Below are 5,337 nucleotides of genomic sequence, written 5' to 3'. Positions count from 1 at the left end.
AACGCCCTGCGACGCGGGCACCTGTTCACCTACCTGGATACAGATCTGAACGGCTTGGGGATCAACGCGACGACGAACATGATTGAAGGTGCGGTGAACTCCGGCATCCGGGCCATGATTTTCTATCACCGAGGGATGCCCATTGAGCATCGCCGGCGGGCGTGCGAGTGGTTCTGCTGGACGCATGCGGATGAAGGGAACCGCCCGGCCTTGCGGACACTGTTGCGCCCGGAGCATTACACTCCCGAAGCGAAGAAGAAGGCGCAGCACATAGTTGATGAAGCACCAATCGGCCCGGAGCTTTATGGCACTGGCGCCAGCACTGAGGATGGGCAATTCATTCGCAGTGGGTGGATGAGGAATATCTACTAGAGCCGGGTTTTAAGGTTGTCTGGCCCGGGAACACGCCCGGGTCAGACACACTTTATTGCCTATAGCCCCGAGTTTGGCATATTTGAAAGCGGGAAATCGCCAATTCCCGAAGCTGCACCCCGGAACGCGAGGCTCATCGAATCAATTAGCGACGTTCGGCGACGACTCTTCTCCGCCGCTGACGAAGTGAAGGGGCCTGGGAAAAACGCTCCCCGCCGATGCATAAGAATGCGATTTGACGTCCAGGAGCAGAAAAAAATGGAAGCCGCAAACATTATCGGAGCCTCATTTCTGCAGTGACCCGAAATGGCTGCACTACGCAGAGGAGGCCAGGAAAAGAGCGGCCTTCGTCCAGATACGCGAAAAGGCCCCGCACGGCGAGACCTTTTCATTTGGAGGGGATGACGGGAATCGAACCCGCATCATTAGTTTGGAAGACTAAGGCTTTACCACTAAGCTACATCCCCATTTCGAAGCTTCTGCGCTTCGAACAAGATTCAGTCTAGACCATAAAACTCTTGCTTTGCAAATCGGGGATTCCATGTCTCACTTGGCACCTCTCCCTTATCACTGCCGTACGGTGATGGTTAGCAAAACACGCCGACGAGCCTGAACGAAAAGAACTCCGCTCGTCGCATCGACGAATCTGCAGCTTATGCCTTCACATGTTTGCGCGGAAGCTTCTGGCAACGAGGGCACCAGTACAGCTTGCGAGCCGCGATTTCGGCCAGGGAAATCTGCGCCGAACATTTCCGGCACCCCATTCCCTGCCGCTGATAAACGTAGTACGCGTTATCGGGCCAAACCACGCCCTGTGGGTCGCGGTCTTCGGGCAAGGTAGTGATGATCTTGCCATCGCGAACGCCGTCTTCCATTACCGATACGATGTCCCACCAAAGTGATTTGGCCTTTTGAGCACTAAGTTCATTCGCCGGCAATTCCGGAGCGATTCGATTCCGGAATAGGGCTTCCGCTCGGTAGATATTGCCGACACCAGAAATGAGCGCCTGGTTCATGAGCACGATGCCAATGGCTGTCTTGGTCTTCATCAGGTTCGCCCGGAATTCCTTGAAGCCCGCTTCAAGCCGAATATCTGCGTCCGCTAAATCAGCCTGGCCTTTGGCTGCCCTGAAACGCACTGCGGACCCAATCAATGGATCCGGGCCGAGCTTATCCAGATGAATCTGGACCTGTTCGTATTCCAGAACCTCGCATGCAGTTGGCCCGCGCAAATCAGCCCAGCCGTGTTCGGAAACGATCCGCGCTCTAACTGCTCCTACCGGTGCGGGCGGGCCGGTGTACTTCTCAGCATCCGTACTGGCACTGGCTTCGATTTCACCAATCTTCCGAGGGGCGCCAATCGAGGAAGCACCCGTAAAGTAGCTGTCTCCCCCGAAATTGAACGCGCCATAGAGCCCCAGATGCACTCGCAGATAGAGATCGTTGGAAAAGCGGCAGAAGAGCTGCTTGCCCTTGGCAAAGGCCTGTTCCAGCTGATGGCCGTCGATGCGCGCGGCATCGGAGCTGAAACGGCCCTGCGGAGAAGTAACCAGGACCGTTTGCCCGCCAAAGACATCGTCGAACTGGCGGGCAAGTCGGTGAAGGGAATGACCTTCAGGCACGACTAGTCGATGACCTCGCCGGTCGTTTCATACGTGGCGATCTTGCCGATGCGGCGTACGTGGCGCTCCGCTTCGCTAAATGGTTCAGCGAGGAAGGCCTCGATAAGTTCCGCAGCTTCTTCTACTGAGTGCTGGCGCCCGCCAACGGCTATGACGTTGGCGTTGTTGTGCTCACGGGCCAATTTCGCGGTATCCATGTTCCACGCCAGTGCGGCGCGAATCCCTTCGACCTTGTTGGCAGCAATTTGTTCGCCGTTGCCGGAGCCGCCCAAGACGATACCCAGTGCGTCCACGCCCGCGCGCTGGTCATCAACAACAGCTTGTGCCGCGTTGATGCAGAATGCCGGGTAATCATCCTCCGGGTCATAGGACTTCGGGCCGTGGTTGACCATTTCGTAGCCCTTGGCGGTCAGGTGCTTTACCAGGTAGTCGCTGAGCTCAAGTCCTGCATGGTCAGTAGCGATATGCACGCGCATAGTCGATTGCCTCATTTACTAGGGAGGGTTCTTTTACTTTCCTATCTAGGATAGCGACCGCGGCACGCGCTCCGGCTACTTCTCAGCTGCGCATCACGGAGTATGAACCGAATAAGTCTCCGAGGCGTCCCAAAGCGTGCAATTTCGGGACGCTATTGGAAAATTGAGTAAATTGTTCGGCCCGATGACTTGCGCAATGCCCGGTCAAAGGTGACACAATAGACAGATATTCAATATTCATTTCACAACTTCCACCGGTGGATAGCCATCGCCAAGAATTGGAGAACCCATGCCAGGAATGAACCTCACTCGCGCCGAGGCCAGCGAACGCGCAAATCTGCTCAACGTTGACAGCTATGAGGTAAGCCTGGATCTTACTCGCGGTGAGCGCGTCTTCACTTCCAAGACTACGGTGCGGTTCTCCGCCACCGCCGGCGCTTCGACATTCATTGATGCAGTCACCGACTCGGTACGCTCCATCAATCTCAATGGCGTCGAGCTGGACCCAGCGCAGCATTCAGATGGCATCCGTATCCAGTTGCCGAACCTCGCCGCAGAAAACCTACTCGTGATCGACGCGGACGCGCTGTACATGAACACCGGCGAAGGCCTGCATCGATTCGTAGACCCAGTGGACCAGGAAGTCTACTTGTACACCCAGTTCGAGGTCGCGGACTGCCGGCGCATGTTCGCCGTCTTCGAGCAGCCTGATTTGAAGGCCACCTTCCAGTTCTCGGTCACCGCGCCAAAATACTGGAACGTTGTTTCCAACGCCCCGACTCCTGCGCCAGAGGAAAACGGGAATTCAGCAACTTGGGCCTTTGCCCCAACCCAGCGGATCTCGTGCTACATCACTGCCCTGATCGCAGGCCCCTACCAGGTCGCCCGCGATTCGCTGGTTTCCTCCAGCGGCCGCACCATCGAGCTGGGTGTCTTCGCCCGCGCATCCATGATGCAGTACCTGGACGTCGAGAACATCGTCACCGTGACCCGTCAGGGTTTCGAATTCTACGAGAAGAACTTCGGCACCCCATACCCATTCGAGAAGTACGATCAGTTGTTCGTTCCCGAATTCAACGCAGGCGCCATGGAAAACGCTGGAGCGGTGACCTTCCTCGAGGAATACATCTTCCGTTCCCGTCCAACCGGTGCCATGATTGAGCGCCGCGCGATCACCATCCTGCATGAGCTGGCACACATGTGGTTCGGTGACCTGGTCACCATGAAGTGGTGGAACGATCTGTGGCTCAATGAGTCCTTCGCAGAATTCATGTCCACTCTGGCGGCCGCGCAGAACACCGAGTTCACCAGCGCTTGGACCACCTTCAATACGTTGGAGAAGAACTGGGCCTACCGCCAGGACCAGTTGCCTTCCACCCACCCCATTGTCGCGGAGATCAATGACCTTGAAGACGTAGAGGTCAACTTCGATGGAATCACCTATGCCAAGGGGGCCAGCGTTCTGCGCCAGCTGGTAGCTTTCGTAGGCCAGGAAGAATTCATGGCTGGCGTACGCGAGTACTTCGCCAAGCATGCCTGGAAGAACACCGAGCTGCCAGACCTGCTCAAGGAACTGGAAGCCGCCAGCGGCCGCGATCTCAGCGGCTGGGGCGCATCCTGGCTGGAAACCGCTGGTGTGAACACCCTCAAAGCCGAAATTGAAACCGGCAATGACGGTGCTATTACGTCCTTTGCCATTCGCCAGTCCGCCGTTGCCCAGTTCCCGACTTTGCGCCAGCACCGACTTGCTGTTGGCTTCTACTCGCTCGATGAGGCCGGAACGCTGCAGCGCGTGCACCGCGAAGAACTTGATATCGATGGCGAGCTCACCTTCGTTCCCGCGCTGGCCGGCATGAAGCGCCCGGATTTGGTTCTGCTCAATGACGATGACCTGACCTACGCGAAGATCCGCCTGGATGAAGTTTCCTTGGCGACTGCCACCGAGCATCTGAAGGACTTCCAGGAGTCGCTGCCGCGCACTCTTGTTTGGTCAGCCGCGTGGGACTCTGTACGTGATGCCGAAGCCCCTGCAAGCACCTACGTCCAGTTGCTGCTGAACAATATTGGCCACGAGGTGGATTCCACGGTGATCATGGTGCTGTTGCGCCAGCTGAACACCTCGCTGGATCTTTTTGTTGCTGCAGAACGCAGCGAAGAACTTTCGGTGCAGGCTGCCGACCAGCTGTGGCAGCTGGCTTCCAATGCTGAAGCAGGCTCCGACGCGCAGCTGCAGTTCGTCAAGGCCTTCGCGCACCGCTCGCGCGCCGCCGCCCAGTTGGATCGCGTCAGGAACTTGTTCGACGGCTCGGCAAGCTTGCCAGGCCTGGCCGTTGACACCGATTTGCGCTGGTCCTTCGCAATCGCGCTGAGTGCCGGCGGCTACCTGAGCGATGCTGATCTCGACGCAGTTCTGGCCAGCGACGACACGGCCAAGGGCAAGGCCTCGTGGTACACCGCGCGAGCTTCCCGCCCAACTGCAGAAGCAAAGGCAGAGGCATTCGGGGCGGCAACCGCTGCTACCTTGTCCAACGATCAGCAAAGCGCCGTCATTTCCGGTTTCAACAACGTGCACCAGAACGCGTTGATCTCCGGATACGCCGAGGACTACTTCGGGCTGCTGGTCAACGCGTGGGAATCCTACTCGCATGAGATGGCCAAGCAAATTGTGATCGGCTTCTACCCCAGCTCCAACGTCTCGCAGGAAACTTTGGACCAGACGGATGCATTCCTGGAATCCCTGGGATCCAAGCACGCGGCGATGCGCCGTCTGCTGGTGGAATCGCGTGCCGACGTGGTCCGGGCTCTCGCTGCGCGTCGGGCGGACGCCGAGGCACTAGAAATCTAGGGTCGCTCGGATGGTGGCGGCG

At 57.7% G+C, this 5,337-nt stretch carries 3 protein-coding genes, 1 tRNA gene and 1 pseudogene; 2 read left to right on the top strand and 3 right to left on the bottom strand.

What is annotated here, in order from left to right; genetic code table 11:
* Nucleotides 1–372, top strand: a pseudogene (locus ACNPN0_RS05950) (IS256-like element ISAar5 family transposase); the annotation flags it as partial.
* Between the two features lie 393 nt (nucleotides 373–765).
* Here ACNPN0_RS05950 and ACNPN0_RS05945 read toward each other — a convergent pair.
* The 3 genes from ACNPN0_RS05945 to ACNPN0_RS05935 form a co-directional block, all read right to left on the bottom strand.
* Nucleotides 766–839 (bottom strand) — tRNA-Gly (locus ACNPN0_RS05945).
* A gap of 186 nt (nucleotides 840–1,025) precedes the next feature.
* Nucleotides 1,026–1,994, bottom strand: a complete 969-nt coding sequence (locus ACNPN0_RS05940) for an Fpg/Nei family DNA glycosylase (RefSeq protein ID WP_105659203.1) — start codon at nucleotides 1,992–1,994, stop codon at nucleotides 1,026–1,028.
* A gap of 2 nt (nucleotides 1,995–1,996) precedes the next feature.
* Nucleotides 1,997–2,470 (bottom strand): ribose-5-phosphate isomerase, encoded by a 474-nt coding sequence (locus tag ACNPN0_RS05935; RefSeq protein ID WP_105659202.1) that lies wholly within the window; start codon nucleotides 2,468–2,470, stop codon nucleotides 1,997–1,999.
* Between the two features lie 289 nt (nucleotides 2,471–2,759).
* Here ACNPN0_RS05935 and pepN point away from each other — a divergent pair, with 289 nt between their 5' ends.
* Nucleotides 2,760–5,315: an aminopeptidase N gene (pepN, locus tag ACNPN0_RS05930; RefSeq protein WP_105659201.1), complete on the top strand. Its 2,556-nt coding sequence runs from the start codon at nucleotides 2,760–2,762 to the stop codon at nucleotides 5,313–5,315.
* The last annotated feature ends 22 nt before the right edge of the window (nucleotides 5,316–5,337 follow it).

It is taken from the genome of Glutamicibacter sp. AGC84, assembly GCF_053543575.1.
The sequence above is the reverse complement of the archived record's forward strand: the minus strand, read 5'-3'. Positions and strand labels throughout refer to the sequence as shown.